Source organism: Pseudomonas sp. LF-5, assembly GCF_037626295.1.
Classification (GTDB): Bacteria; Pseudomonadota; Gammaproteobacteria; order Pseudomonadales; family Pseudomonadaceae; genus Aquipseudomonas; species Aquipseudomonas monsensis.
Genome location: NZ_JARKMT010000003.1, coordinates 274,324 through 287,391 on the forward strand (window position 1 = coordinate 274,324; position 13,068 = coordinate 287,391).

At 62.4% G+C, this 13,068-nt stretch carries 10 protein-coding genes; all 10 read left to right on the forward strand.

Features of this window, described 5'->3' with window-relative positions; genetic code table 11:
• Nucleotides 1-7: 7 nt before the first annotated feature.
• The 10 genes from PseuLF5_RS13270 to PseuLF5_RS13315 all read left to right on the forward strand — a co-directional run bounded on the left by PseuLF5_RS13270 (nt 8) and on the right by PseuLF5_RS13315 (nt 13,039).
• Entirely contained in the window at nt 8-1,528 is a 1,521-nt protein-coding gene (locus tag PseuLF5_RS13270) for a sigma-54 interaction domain-containing protein (RefSeq protein ID WP_340133726.1), read from the forward strand.
• A gap of 93 nt (nt 1,529-1,621) precedes the next feature.
• Nucleotides 1,622-1,762 (forward strand): hypothetical protein, encoded by a 141-nt coding sequence (locus PseuLF5_RS13275; protein ID WP_003229566.1) that lies wholly within the window; start codon nt 1,622-1,624, stop codon nt 1,760-1,762.
• An 18-nt stretch (nt 1,763-1,780) separates the two neighbouring features.
• Nucleotides 1,781-2,977 (forward strand): type VI secretion system-associated FHA domain protein TagH, encoded by a 1,197-nt coding sequence (gene tagH, locus PseuLF5_RS13280; protein WP_123469908.1) that lies wholly within the window; start codon nt 1,781-1,783, stop codon nt 2,975-2,977.
• 5 nt (nt 2,978-2,982) lie between these two features.
• The gene (tssJ, locus tag PseuLF5_RS13285) at nt 2,983-3,483 is read left to right on the forward strand and encodes a type VI secretion system lipoprotein TssJ (protein WP_123469906.1); all 501 of its coding nucleotides are present in this window, start codon (nt 2,983-2,985) and stop codon (nt 3,481-3,483) included.
• A 2-nt stretch (nt 3,484-3,485) separates the two neighbouring features.
• A complete protein-coding gene (gene tssK, locus PseuLF5_RS13290; protein ID WP_123469904.1) occupies nt 3,486-4,817 on the forward strand; it encodes a type VI secretion system baseplate subunit TssK in 1,332 nt (443 codons plus the stop codon).
• Between the two features lie 5 nt (nt 4,818-4,822).
• Nucleotides 4,823-5,698, forward strand: coding sequence for a type IVB secretion system protein IcmH/DotU (gene icmH, locus PseuLF5_RS13295; RefSeq protein WP_016985783.1), 876 nt, complete (start codon nt 4,823-4,825; stop codon nt 5,696-5,698).
• 13 nt (nt 5,699-5,711) lie between these two features.
• On the forward strand, nt 5,712-9,251 hold the full coding sequence (tssM, locus tag PseuLF5_RS13300; protein ID WP_186743919.1) for a type VI secretion system membrane subunit TssM: 3,540 nt from the start codon (nt 5,712-5,714) through the stop codon (nt 9,249-9,251).
• Nucleotides 9,251-9,979 (forward strand): PP2C family protein-serine/threonine phosphatase, encoded by a 729-nt coding sequence (locus PseuLF5_RS13305; RefSeq protein WP_128615661.1) that lies wholly within the window; start codon nt 9,251-9,253, stop codon nt 9,977-9,979. The genes tssM and PseuLF5_RS13305 overlap by 1 nt, the downstream gene beginning before the upstream one ends.
• A complete protein-coding gene (locus PseuLF5_RS13310; protein ID WP_340133729.1) occupies nt 9,976-10,977 on the forward strand; it encodes a serine/threonine-protein kinase in 1,002 nt (333 codons plus the stop codon). The genes PseuLF5_RS13305 and PseuLF5_RS13310 overlap by 4 nt, the downstream gene beginning before the upstream one ends.
• A 28-nt stretch (nt 10,978-11,005) precedes the next feature.
• Nucleotides 11,006-13,039, forward strand: a complete 2,034-nt coding sequence (locus PseuLF5_RS13315; RefSeq protein ID WP_340133730.1) for a type VI secretion system Vgr family protein — start codon at nt 11,006-11,008, stop codon at nt 13,037-13,039.
• Nucleotides 13,040-13,068: the final 29 nt, after the last annotated feature.

Consider the following 13,068-nt stretch of genomic DNA (forward strand, 5'->3'; position numbering starts at 1 on the left):
GGGTGTGATGTTCACTCAAGTGCCGCAGCCACTGGTCTACGCCGAAGCGTTGCTGGCGCAATTCGCCAGCCTGTCGCGGGCGGCGGACGGTGCTGCGTTGTTGGGTGACTTCGTGCGCGGTCTGGCCGAGCTGAGCGGGTGCGAATTGACGCAACTGTATTTGCTCGACGCCACCCACACCTGCCTGGGGATGAACGCCGAATGCCTCGACGGCGCGCTGCAACCGCGCGAAGCGGCGAGCCTGCCGGCGGACTACAACGGTGAGCAACTGCTGCAGTTCGCCCTGTGCCAGAACCGCGTGGTGTGCCTCAACGACTTGAGCGGCAGCCTGCACGAAACCAGCTTTCTGCCGGCGGCGGCTTCGCCGTGGCAGTCGCTGCTGTGCGTGCCGCTGGTCAATCAGCACAACGCGGTGGAAGGTTTGTTGCTGTGTGCCAGCCGTCGCCGCGTGGACCTGCAAGGCTTTGCCGACTCGCTCGGGCAGCTCGGTTCGTTCGTGCTCGGCCAACTGCACTTGCTGCAGCGTCTGCGTCAGCCGCTGGCGGAATCGGCCACGGTGGCGCGCAGCGTGCCAAGCATCAGTGGTTACGGCCTGATCGGCAAAAGCGCGGCGATGCGCCAGACCCATTCGCTGATCAGCAAGGTCCTGCACAGCGCGTACACCGTGTTGTTGCGCGGCGAGACCGGCACCGGCAAGGAAGTCGTCGCCCGGGCAATTCACGATTGCGGCCCGCGTCGTTCCCAGGCGTTCATCGTGCAGAACTGCGCGGCGGTCCCGGAAAACCTGCTGGAAAGCGAACTGTTCGGCTATCGCAAAGGCGCGTTCACCGGTGCCGACCGTGACCGCGCCGGCCTGTTCGATGCAGCCAATGGTGGCACGCTGTTGCTCGACGAGATCGGCGACATGCCGTTGTCGTTGCAAGCGAAGATATTGCGCGTGTTGCAGGAAGGCGAGATCCGGCCGCTGGGTTCCAACGACACCCACAAGATCGACGTGCGCATCATCGCCGCGACGCACCGCGATCTGTCGACGCTGGTCAGCGAAGGCAAATTCCGCGAGGACCTGTATTACCGCCTCGCGCAATTCCCGATCGAGCTGCCGGCCCTGCGCCAGCGCGAAGGCGACATCCTCGAACTGGCCCAGCACTTCGCCGAGAAGACCTGCACGTATTTGCAACGCGATCCGGTGCGCTGGTCGAGCGCGGCGCTGGAACACCTGTCCGGCTACAACTTCCCCGGCAACGTGCGCGAACTCAAGGCTTTGGTCGAGCGCGCGGTGTTGCTGTGCGAAGGCGGCGAGTTGCTGGCCGAGCATTTTTCCCTGCGCATGGAGCCGATGCCGGAGGACAACAGCCATCTGAATCTGCGCGAACGCCTGGAGCAGGTCGAGCGCACGCTGCTGCTCGATTGCCTGCGCAAAAACGATGGCAACCAGACCCTCGCCGCCCGCGAACTGGGCCTGCCGCGACGCACGCTGCTGTACCGCCTCGGCCGCCTGAACATCAATCTGGGAGATTTCGATGGGTAGGCAAAAGATCATCGTTTTTCCCGCAAAACCCCATTTCAGCGCCGCCCGCAAGGGTCGGCGCTTTGTGCTTTGTCTACACCTGGAGACCCTCTGATGTCTGTTCGTCACTGGCACGCTGTCCTGCTGACCCTCGTCGTTCTATGCGGCCTGGGCGGCTGTAGCGGCAACTACAAATTCAACGACAACGACTATCGCCCGTTGGGTGATCCGCAAGCGGTCAATCGCGGCAAGTGACCGCAAGGAGCATCAAACATGGAACTGGTTTTCGAAATGCTGAACACCAAGCAGTTCGTGCCCACCGAGTTGTGCCAGAAGACCTTTAAACAGGCCGGCGGCGTGATCGGGCGGGGCGAGGACTGCGACTGGATCATCCCTGACCGCAAGCGTCACCTGTCCAATCACCACGCGATTGTCAGCTACCGCGAAGGCACGTTTTTCCTCACCGACACCAGCAGCAACGGCGTGCAGGACGGTTCGAGCGGAGCACGTCTGCACAAGGGCGAACCGGTGCGGATCGAGCACGGCAGCACTTACGTGCTCGGCGACTTCGAAATTCGCGCGCGCCTGGTGCGTGACCCGGCGACCTTCGACGGGGAAGTCGGCCGTCCGCGTGCTGCCGGCAGCATCATTCCCGATGACGCGTTCCTCGATCTCGACCCGCTCAACGCCCTCGAACAGCAAGAGCGCGTCTACTCGGAAATCGACGAGTTGCTGGCGCCGAACACCAAGCCGGAAGATTCCCGTCAGCGTGCCGACTACGCACGTATCGACATGGAAAGCCTGATGGTGCCGGAGCTGATCGCCGCGCCTGCCGAACCTGAACCCGCTCCGGCACCGAAAGCCGTCGAGCGTCAGAGCGAAGGTTTCTGGGAGCACTTCGGGGCGGCACTGGGTGTGGACGTCAAAGGCCTGAGCCACGACGAACGCGAAGCCCTGGCACTGAACGCCGCGCGCCTGCTGCGGCAGAGCATCGGCGGTTTGCAGCAGAGCCTGCGTACCCGCTCGGAGCTGAAAAACGAACTGCGTCTGGCCCAGACCACCGTGCAAGGCACCAACAAGAACCCGCTGAAGTTCGCCGTCGATCCGAGCGAAGCACTGGAGATTCTGTTGCAGCCAAGCAAACCCGGCCACCTGCCGGCCGAGCAAGCCATCTCCCGCGCGTTCCGCGATCTGCAGGCGCATCAGGTGGCACTGCTGACCGCCAGCCGCGCCGCCGTACGCGGCACGCTGGAGCACTTCTCGCCGGAACAACTGACCCTGCGTTTCGAGCGCGACAACAAGCCGTTGATCGCCACGTCGGGCGGACGCTGGAGAGCGTTCGGCCGCTACCACCAGGCACTGCGTCAGGACGATGACTGGAGCGAGCGTCTGCTGGCCCGCGACTTCGCCCAGGCCTATGAAGAACAGATCCGCCTGATCTCCACCCTCCACACCGACCACCAAGGATGATGCGCATGTCTCGCCGCTCGACCGCTTTTTTCAAGACGCTGACTGCGCTCACCATGCTGGTGCTGCTCGCCGGTTGCTCGTCGCTGTCGCCGTACTCGAAAGTGACCAAGATCAACCTGAAGCTGACCGGCAGCGATCAGCTCAACCCGGACCTCAACGGCCGCCCTTCGCCAATCGTCGTGCGCCTGTTCGAACTCAAGCACCCGGTAACCTTCGAGAACGCGGATTTCTTCAGCCTCTACGAGCGCGCCAAGGAATCCCTCAACCCGGACCTGGTGGCCAGCGAAGAACTCGAACTGCGCCCGGGTGAAACCGTGGAGATGAAACTCAAGGTCGAAGAGGGCAGCGGTTATGTCGGCGTTCTTGCCGCTTACCGCGATTTGCCGGAAACCCAGTGGCGCTACACGGTGCAGATCACGCCGCTGGAAGTCACCGAAGTCGATCTGACCCTGGACCAGACCGGCATCCGCAACACTCATCAAGTGCTCGCCAAGGCGGATGACTGAACATGAATACCCATAAAGTCATTTGGCAGGAAGGCATGCTGCTGCGTCCGCAGCACTTCCAGCACAACGATCGTTATTACGATCACCAGATGAAAACCCGCACGCAATTGTTGGGTGGCTACACCTGGGGTTTCCTCAATCTGGAGATCGACCTGCAGTTCCTCAACATGGGCAAACTGGTGATCAGTGAAGCCTCGGGGATTCTGCCGGACGGCAGCCTGTTCGAACTCGGTGGCAACACCGAGCCGCTGGCCCTGGACGTACCGCCGAATACCGGCAACACGCCGATCTACCTGGCGCTGCCGCTGGTCACCGGTAACCATATCGAAGCGCGCCGTCCGGAGCAGTCCGACGTGCTGGCGCGTTACACCGCGTACGACGCCGAAGTCGCCGACTCCAACGCCGGCGACGATTCCGCCAGCCAGGTCAGCTGCGGTCGTCCGGATTTCAAACTGTTGCTCGGCGAGCAGCAGAGCGATCAGGCCTACGTGAAGCTGAAGATCTGCGACGTGCTCGATACCACGCCCGACGGCGTGATCAGCCTCGATCCGGATTTCGTGCCGACCTACATTCAGGCCCACGCTTCCAGCTACCTGCTGTCGTGCCTGAAAGAAGTCATCAGCATGCTCAACCACCGTGGCGACACGATTGCCGAGCGGATTCGCTCCAACGGCAAGGTTGGCGGTGCGGAAGTCGGCGATTTCATGATGCTGCAACTGATCAACCGCACCGAACTGCTGCTGCGTCACTACCTCGGCCTGGAGCAGGTGCACCCGGAAGAGTTGTACCGCACGCTGCTGACCATGCTCGGCGATCTGGCGACCTTCTCCGGCGAGAGCAAACGTCCGCGTCTGGACAGCCGCTACTCCCACGCCGACCAGGGCGGCAGCTTCCGCAAACTGATGGAAGCGATCCGTCAGGTGCTGTCGATGGTGCTCGAACAGCACGCCATCGAGCTGATCCTGCAAGCGCGTCAGTACGGCATCATCGTGTCGCCGTTGCACGACCACAAACTGCTCGGCTCGGCGTCGTTCGTGCTGGCGGCCAGTGCCAACTGCGACTCCGAAGAACTGCGCCACCGCTTGCCGGCGCACCTCAAGGTCGGCCCGGTGGAGCGCATTCGCCAACTGGTCAACCTGCACTTGCCGGGGATCAAGGTCAAACCATTGCCCGTCGCTCCACGGCAGATCGCGTTCCACTCGAACAAAACCTACTTCATCCTCGAACTCAGTTCCGAAGACCTGGCACAACTCGAGCGCTCCGGCGGCTTCGCGTTCCACGTGTCCGGCGAATTCGCCGAGCTTGAACTGAAATTCTGGGCCATCAGGAACTGACCGACATGATCAAGGAAACGGATTACAACCAGGACGACAAAACCGTCCTGCTCGATCGTCAGGGCCACGGACCGGCATCGAGTCCGCTGACCGACTTCGCCGCGCCGCCGCGTTTCGAGCAACTGGAAGAACGCATGATCTACGCCGCGCGCCTGCGTCCGGCGGAGGCGTTCAACATCAGCCTCAATTCGCTGGTGGCGGCCTCGTCCGAGTTGCTGTCGGAAGTGGTGCGCCTCAAGCACAGCGAAACCCGCGAAGACCTGTACGCGCTCAACGAGCGCCTGACCGCCGGGCTCAAGCTGTTTGAAGTGCGCGCCCTGCACAATGGTGCCGAAAGCAGCCAGGTGATGGCCGCCCGTTACGTGCTCTGCACCGTGGTCGACGAAGCCGTCGTGACCACGCCGTGGGGCAACGAAAGCGAATGGTCGCAGATGAGTCTGCTCAGCAGCTTCCACAACGAAACCTTCGGTGGCGAGAAGTTCTTCCAACTGCTCGATCGCTTGTCGAAGAACCCGGTCAAGCACCTGCCGATGCTTGAGCTGATGTACCTGTGCCTGTCCCTCGGTTTCGAGGGCAAGTACCGCGTGCAGGCGCGCGGCATGCTCGAACTCGAAGGCATCCGTGACGCCCTGTACCGCCAGATCCGTCAACTGCGTGGCGACGTGCCGCGAGAGCTGTCGCCGCACTGGGAAGGCCTCAACGATCAGCGTCGCAACCTGGTGCGCATCGTGCCGGCGTGGATGGTGGTGTTGTTCACTTTCGTCTGTCTGGTGGTGATGTATTCGGGCTTCGCCTGGGTCTTGGGCGAGCAGCGCGACACCGTTCTGCAACCTTATCAGCCGCTTGATCCGGCCGCGGTGCAACCGCAGTCGCAGCCGTAAACAGGGACGTGTGATGAAAAAGTTTTTCAAGAAAGTCGGCGCCTTCCTGCGCCAGACCTGGGTCTGGACCCTGCTGCTGGTGCTGTTCGTGGCGCTGCTGGTGTGGTTTGTCGGCCCGTTGTTGGCGGTCGATGACTACAAGTTCTGGGAGAGCCCCACCTCTCGCCTGTTGACCATCGCCGTGCTGTTCCTGATCTGGGGCCTGACCATGGTCTTCGTCAGCTGGCGCGCCGGTGTACGCAAGAAAGAAGTCGAAGCCACCGAAGATGGCCAGGATCGGATCCGCCGCGAAGAGCTGATCGACGACGAGGAGAAAGAGTTGAAAGCGCGTTTCAAAGACGCGCTGAAAACCCTGAAAACCTCGAGCCTGTATCGCGGCCGCAGCGAGCGCTGGCGCAACGAACTGCCGTGGTATCTGTTGATCGGCCCGCAGTCCGGCGGCAAGACCAGCCTGCTGGACTTCTCCGGTCTGGAATTCCCGATCAACAAGATCGACCGCAAGCTGACCCGCGACACCCAAGGCACTCGTCATTGCGATTGGTACTTCGCCGACCATGGTGTGCTGATCGACACCGCCGGACGTTACATGACCCAAGGCGAGAAAGACGTCGACGGCAGTGCCTGGACCACCTTGCTGGAGCTGCTGCGCAAGCGTCGTCGCGGTCGTCCGTTGAACGGTGTACTGGTGACCATCCCGGTGGAAATCCTCACCGGTGGCAGCGAGCAAGACATCGACACCCTGGCGCGCCAGGTGCGTGGTCGCCTGCAAGAGATTTATCAGAAGCTGCACGTCGACGTGCCGGTGTATCTGGTACTGAGCAAGGCCGACAAACTGCTGGGCTTCGACGAGTTCTTCGATCAGCTGACCCGCGAGGAAAGCGATCAGGTGTTGGGTACCAGTTTCCGCAAGGACCAGGTTGGCACCGACGTGGCTGTGCTGCGCGGCGAGTTCGAGGAACTGCTGCGTCGCCTCAACAGCCAAGTGATCATGCGCATGCACTCCGAGCGTGACACGCAGCGCCGTGGCCGCATTCTCGACTTCCCGCATCAACTGGGGCAAATCGGCGAGCACCTGTGCCTGTTCGTCGACATGGCGTTCACCGGCAACCGTTACCAGCGGGCCACGCAACTGCGTGGTTTCTACCTGACCAGCGCACCCCATCTGGTTCAGCAAATGGACGAGACGGCTGCCGCCATCGGCGCGAATCTGGGTGTGAATGCCGGTGTGCTGCCGACCCTGCGCAGCGGTCGCTCGCGGTTCATCCACCATTTGTTCAGCCAGGTGATTTTCCCCGAGGCCGATCTGGCCGGTCTGGACAAGCGCGAACGCAGCCGCATCAACTGGGGCCAACGTGCGCTGTACGTCGGCGCACTGGCGGCACTGGCGCTGTTCGGCATGCTCTGGGCGGGCGGTTTTTCGGCCAACTATGAGCGTCTGGAAAACCTGCGCAATCTGGCGCAGAACTGGACGCAACAACGCTCGGCGCTTTCCCCGCGTGATGACGCGATGGGCGCTCTGAAAACCCTCGATACCAGCTACGCCGCGACCCAGGTGTTCCCGAAAAAGGGCGACGTGTCGTACCACGAGCGTGGCGGTCTGTATCAGGGTGAAGACGTCAATCCAGTAGTCAAAGAGGCTTACGAGCGCGAGCTTGAAAAGCAACTGCTGCCACGGGTTGCCACCCTGCTCGAAGGGCAGATCCGCGCCAACATGAAGGACCGCGACCGCCTGCTCAACAGCCTGCGCGCGTACCTGATGCTGAACATGAAGGACCGTCGCGATGCCGCGTGGCTCAAGGACTGGGTCGCCACTGACTGGTCGCAGCGCTACACCGGCAACACCGCGGTGCAGAACGGTCTGAATGCGCACCTGGAGCGTCTGCTGAAGCAGCCGTTTATCTACCCGCTGAACGAACAGTTGGTGACCCAGGCGCGTCAGGTCCTGCGCAGCGAATCGCTGGCCACCGTGGTGTATCGCATGCTCCGCGAGCAGGCGCGCAACCTGCCGGACTACCGCTTCAGCCAACACCTCGGCCCACAAGGCTCGCTGTTTATCGGCACCGAATACGTGATTCCGGGCTTCTACACGCAAACCGGTTATCAGCAGTATTTCTCGGTACAGGGTTCGGCGCTGGTCACCGACATCCTGCGTGACAACTGGGTGCTGGGCGAAGGTGCGGGCATCAGCGACATGGACTTGCGTCGCCTGATGGTCGAGCTGGAGCAACTGTACTTCCGCGACTACGCCAACTACTGGAGCGAAGCCGTTGGCCAGGTGGCCCTGCCGCCAATCAGTGACGCCGGTGAAGGCGCCGAGCAACTGGCGGGCCTGACCTCGGCCAACTCGCCGGTGCTGGCCTTGCTCACTGAAGTACGCGAGAACACGCGCTTCCCGGCCGCCGCCGATCCGGTGGATGAAGCCGGTGATGCCGCCGATGCATTGGCGGGGCAGAAGGGCAAACTGGGTAAAGTCGGCAAGCTTGCCGCCGCCGCAGCGGACAAGGCTTCGGCCCTGAACGTGGCGAAGACCCTGCCGGACACCGCGAAGAAGTCGCTGCAACGCCGCTTCGAACCGCTGCATCGTTTGCTCGATGACAACAACGGCCCGGCGGCAGACCTGACCCCTGCGCTGAGCGCGCTCAACGACCTGCAGCTGCAACTGTCCGGTCTGGCCCGTTCCAGTACACCGGAACAAGCCGCGTTCGAAATGGCGAAAACCCGCATGAGCGGCCAGCGTGATGCGCTGACCAACCTGCGTGCTGCCTCGGGTCGCCTGCCGCGTCCGCTCAGCGTGTGGTTCAACGTGCTGGCCGAAGACTCGTGGCGTCTGGTGCTCAACGATGCCTACCAATACCTGAACGGCCGTTATCAGAACGAGCTGTACAGCGTGTATGGCAAAACCATCAACAAGCGTTATCCGTTCAGCGCCAGCAGCACCAGTGACGTGGCGATCAGCGATTTCCGCGAGTTCTTCCGGGCTCAAGGCACCGTCGACCGCTTCTTCGACAGCTACATGCGTCCGTTCGTCAGCGGTGATCCGGGCAACTACCGGATGCGCAGCGTCGATGGCCACAGCCTGCCGGTATCAAAGATGTACCTCGACCAGATGGCCGCCGCGCTGACGATTCGCCAGAGCTTCTTCTCGATCAACCCGGCCGAGCCGACCGTGCAGTTCAAACTGGAGCCGTACACCCTCGACCCGGCCGTGAGCCGTTCCGAGTTCAAGTTCGGCGACAAGACCATGGAGTACCGCCACGGTCCGATCCTGCCAATGTCGTTCAAGTGGCCGACCGATGCTGAAGACGGTCGCACCAGCCTGGTGATGGACAAGATGGCGGGGCGTCCGATCGGCATCGAGAAGAACTCCGGCCCATGGTCGCTGTTCCGTCTGTTCGACCTGATGCAGACCGAGTACCTGACCGGTCGCGACGTGCTGGTGCTGAAAGCCGATGTGGGTGGCCTGCGCGCCAACTACCTGCTGACCAGCCAGCGCACGCCGAACCCGTTCGACATGGGCGTGCTGCGCACCTTCCGTATGCCGGTGCAGCTCTGATGCTGGTGGCCAGTCCCTGGCGCAGCGCGGCGCGTACCGACCCGGGCAAGGTGCGGTCGCGCAACGAAGATGCCTTCCTCGACAATCCGCAGCAGGGGCTGTGGGTGGTCGCGGACGGCATGGGCGGTCATCAGGGTGGCGACATCGCCAGCCAGTTGATCGTCGCCAGCCTGGCTGAACTGCCGCAACACGAGGACTTCGACGAACGCCTCAAAGCCATCCGCCAGTGCCTGCACTGGCTGAACCGGCGCTTGGGGCAGGAGTTGACGGTCACCGCCGGGCGCCACGACAGCATCATGGGCAGCACCGTCGTGGCGCTGCTGGTGGAAGGCAATCGCGCGGCCTGCATCTGGGCCGGCGACAGCCGTTGTTACATGTGGCGTGGGCAGCGGTTGTATCAGCTGTCCAAGGATCATTCGCTGCAACAGCAACTGATCGACGAGCAACAAATGAGCGTCGAACAAGCGGCGGCGCACCCGGCGGCTCAGGCGTTGACCCGAGCCGTCGGCGCCGCCGAACAACTGACCCTGGATGTCCTCGAACTCGAGGTCTATCCGGGCGATGCGTTTTTGCTCTGCAGCGATGGTTTGTATCAGGGCCTGAGCAGCGATGCCCTCGGCAACGCCCTCAGCCTCAGCGCGCCGCACGTGGCGCTGGAACGTCTGTTCGACGGCGCCCTGCGTGGCGCCGCCCGGGACAACCTGACGGCCGTGGTGATCCGCCAATGACTGAAATCGAATCCGCAGTCGATGACTTGCTGATGAGCGAAGAGCAGGCCAACAACCTGACTTACTTCGCCTTCGCCAAGGCAAACAAAGCCGAGCCGTTGCTGGCGCCAACCAAGGCCAGCATCGGTGCACTGCCGGACGTACTCGCCGGTCGCTACCACCTCGAGCGTCTGCTCGGGGCCGGTGGCATGGGGGCGGTCTATCGGGCGCGGGATCTGCTGCACGAGCAGTTCGGCGATCCCGATCCTTACATTGCGCTGAAAATCCTCAGCGAAGAATTTGCCGAATCGCCGGACGCCAGTGCCTTGCTCTACAGCGAGTTCGCCCTGACCCGACGCCTGCGCCACGACAACGTCGTGCGTGCACACACCTTTGAAGTCGACACCGACTGCCAGCGGGCCTTCATCACCATGGAATACATGCGTGGCCTGACCCTGGACAAATTGCTCTGCGAGCGGCCCCTCGGCCTGCCGTGGAAAGAAACGCGCGACATCGCGCTGCCGCTGCTCGACACGCTGGCCTACGCCCACCGTCGCGGCGTGCTGCACGGTGACATGAAACCGAGCAACGTCATGCTCAGCGAAGACGGCCTGCGCCTGTTCGACTTCGGTCTCGGCCAGGCAGAGGAGGGCATCTTGCCCGGCCTGCCACACCTGAGCCGCGAGCGCTTCAACGCCTGGACCCCGGGCTACGCCGCCCCCGAACTGCTTGAGGGCCAACCGTTGTCGGCCAGCGCGGACGTGTACGGCGTGGCCTGCGTGATCTATGAACTGGCGAGCGGCAAACACCCGTTCCGCCGCTTGCCCTCGACCCAGGCCCGCGACGAGCACCTGGAGCGCGAGCTGCAAGCCCCGGCGAACCTGCCAAAACACGGCTGGCCAGCGCTAAAAACCGCGCTGAGCTTCAATGCGGCAGAACGCACCATCACTGCCGACCAATTGCGTGACGCTTTGGGCGCCACTTCGTCCTGGTTGCAACGTCTGCGGCTTCGGGCGTAACGGACGACATTCGAACAGGGAGCACTTTATGTTCAACCCAGCTAACGAAACCCACTTCAGCCTCAAGGTCGAAGACTACGTGGGCGACCTGCAAGTGCTGTCGTTCACCGGCACCGAAGGCATCAGCCAGCCGTTTCGCTTCGACCTCGAACTGGTCAGCGAAAACCCTGATCTGGACCTGGAAAAACTCCTGCACAAGCAGGCGTTTCTCGCATTCGATCCGCAGGGTTCAGGCATCCACGGCCAGATCTACCGCGTTGCCCAAGGCGATGCCGGCAAGCGCCTGACCCGCTACAAGGTCTCGCTGGTGCCGCAGCTGCAATACCTGCATCACCGCACCAACCAGCGCATCTACCAGCAAATGTCGGCGCCGAAAATCATCGCGCTGATCCTCGACGAACACGGGATCAAGGGCAACGCCTACAGCTTCCAGCTCAGCCAGCCGTGCCCGGATCGCGACTACTGCGTGCAGTACGACGAAACCGACCTGCATTTCGTCCAGCGCCTGTGCGAGGAGGAAGGCATTCACTACCACTTCCAGCACAGCGAAAAAGCCCATCTGCTGGTGTTCGGCGACGACCAGACCGTGTTCCCCGACCTCGGCCAGCCAACCGCGTACGTGCAAGGCAGCGGCATGGTCGCCGAAGAACCGGTGATCAAAGGCTTCAAACTGCGCCTGGAAACCCGCACCAGCCGCACCACGCGCCGCGACTACGACTTCGAAAAGCCGCGTCTGCAAATGGAAGCGGCCTACAGACCCGATGGCGAAAGCACTGAGCCAGATCTCGAAGACTACGACTACCCGGGCCGCTTCATCGACCGTGCGCGCGGCAAGTTCCTCAGCCAGCGCGCCCTCGAACGCCACCGCGCCGACTACCGCCAGGCTGAAGGTCGTGGCGACCAGACCAAACTGGTCAGCGGCCACTTCATGGCCATGTCCGACCACCCGCGCAGCGAGTGGAACGACCTCTGGCTGCTCACCGAAATTTTTCACGAAGGTAAGCAGCCGCAAGTCCTCGAAGAAGGCGTGACCAGCGACACCACCGACAACAAGGACGACTTCCACCAGGGCTACCGCAACACCTTCCTCGCCACCCCGTGGGACGTGTTCTACCGCCCGGCCCTCGAACACCCGAAACCACGCGTACTCGGCAGCCAGACCGCCATGGTCACCGGCCCCAAAGGCGAAGAAATCCACTGCGACCAATACGGCCGCATCAAAGTGCAATTCCACTGGGACCGCGAAGGCCTGGCCGACGACAAAACCAGCTGCTGGCTGCGCGTCTCCAGCTCCTGGGCCGGCGACCGCTACGGCGCCATCAGCATCCCGCGCGTCGGCATGGAAGTCCTCGTCACCTTCCTCGAAGGCGACCCCGACCAACCGCTGGTGACCGGCTGCCTGTACCACAAGGAAAACCCGGTGCCGTACGCGCTGCCGGCAAACAAGACTCGCAGCGTGTTCAAAACGCTTAGCTCACCGGGGGGCGGCGGTTACAACGAACTGCGCATTGAAGACAAGAAAGGTGCCGAACAGATCTACATCCACGCCCAGCGCGATTGGGATGAAAACGTTGAGCATGACCAGAAGATTCGGGTCGGGAATGAACGTCATGACACGGTGGTGAAGAACACCTACACCGAGCTGAAGGCTGAAGAGCACCGCACCACGATCTCCGACCGCAAGGTTGAAGCGAAGCTGGATGATCACCTGACGGTGGGGCAGAACCAGCATGTGAAGCTGGGGACTGCGCAGCTGACCAGCGTGGGGAAAGAGATTCACCTCAAGGCTGGGGACAAGATTGTTATTGAGGCGGGGACGGAGCTGACCATTCTTGGGGGTGGGAGCTTTATCAAGCTGGATGGCGGTGGGGTCACGGTGGTTGGGCCGGTGATCAAGATCAATGCGGGTGGTTCGGCTGGCTCCGGCACGGGGATCGGGATTAAACCGCCGGTGCTGCCGGGGGCGGCGGATAAGGATAAGGCGGGGAGTTTGATGGATCAGGCGATTGCGAATGCGCCAGAAGAGCCGAAACCTAAAACAAAGTACCTGTTATCGCTGTGACGTCAGCGCTCAATGGATTTGAAGAATTT